A 1,231-nucleotide genomic window follows, 5' to 3' on the forward strand; every position below is an offset into this window, starting at 1 on the left:
CGCTCGCCGACGTGCCCGAGTGGTACCGGGGCGAGGCCCTGCTCGCCGTCGCCGCCCGCGTCGGAACCACCCGCCTCATCGACAACACCCCCGTGCTCGTCGGGCCGGGCGGGGGCGCACTCGACGTCTTCTCCGACGTCCCGCACGCCCGCGCGGACGTCTGAAAGGCATTCCGGATGCCGTCCGCCCCCCTCACGCTGCCCCGTCGCCTCACCGCCCCCGCACCGGGGTGGACCACGTCCGCCGACGTCATCGTGGTCGGCTCCGGCATCGCCGGCCTGACGTGCGCCCTGCGGCTGCGCGAGCAGGTCGACCGGGTGCTGCTCGTGACCAAGACGGTGCTCTCCGCGGGCTCGACCCAGTGGGCCCAAGGGGGGATCGCCGCCGTGCTCGACCCCGACGACACCGCGCAGGAGCACCTCGACGACACGTTGGTCGCCGGGGTCGGCCTGTGCGACGTCGAGGCGGTTCGGGCCCTGGTCACCGAGGGCCCCGAACGGGTGCACGAACTCGTCGCCCTGGGGGCCGAGTTCGACCGTGACGCCGGCGGTGAGATCAAGCTGACCCGCGAGGGTGGCCACCACCGCGACCGCATCGCCCACGCCGGCGGTGATGCGACTGGTGCCGAGATCTCCCGCGCACTCATCGCCGCGCTGCACCGGGTGCTCGACGACCCGGGCATCGAGGTCATCGAGCACGCGCTCGTCGTCGACCTGCTCACCGCCGCCGACGGCGCCGTGTGCGGGGTGACCCTGCACGTCATCGGCGAGGGCCAGGTCGACGGGGTCGGCGCGGCCGCGGGCCGGGCCGTCGTGCTCGCCACCGGAGGCCTCGGGCAGATCTACGCCTCGACGACCAACCCCCCGGTCGCGACCGGCGACGGGATGGCCGCCGCCCTGCGCGCCGGGGCCCGGGTGACCGACCTCGAGTTCGTCCAGTTCCACCCCACGGTGCTGTTCCTCGGCGAGGGGTCGACGGGGCAGCAGCCGCTCATCTCCGAGGCCGTGCGCGGGGAAGGCGCGTTCCTCGTCGACGGTGACGGGGCCCGGATCATGGCCGGACGGCATCCCCTCGAGGACCTCGCGCCGCGTGACGTGGTCGCGCGCGCCATCCTCGACGTCATGCGCGACCAAGGGGTCGACCACGTCTGGCTGGACGCGCGACACCTCGGCGGTTCGTTCCTGGAGCAGCGGTTCCCGTCGATCGTCGCCCGCTGCCGTGAGCTCGGGTT

Annotated in this window: 1 protein-coding gene and 1 pseudogene; both read left to right on the forward strand. The window is 74.2% G+C overall.

The annotated features are described in order from the left end of the window. Positions 1-164: pseudogene (locus PLL68_RS15445) on the forward strand (pantoate--beta-alanine ligase); the annotation flags it as partial. Positions 165-176: 12 nt separating this feature from the next. Next, the coding region (locus PLL68_RS15450; protein ID WP_324535614.1) for an FAD-dependent oxidoreductase at positions 177-1,231 on the forward strand (1,055 nt) is incomplete at its 3' end.

Origin of the sequence: Ornithinibacter sp. (assembly GCF_035443565.1) — a bacterium.
Lineage (GTDB): Bacteria > Actinomycetota > Actinomycetes > Actinomycetales > Dermatophilaceae > Fodinibacter.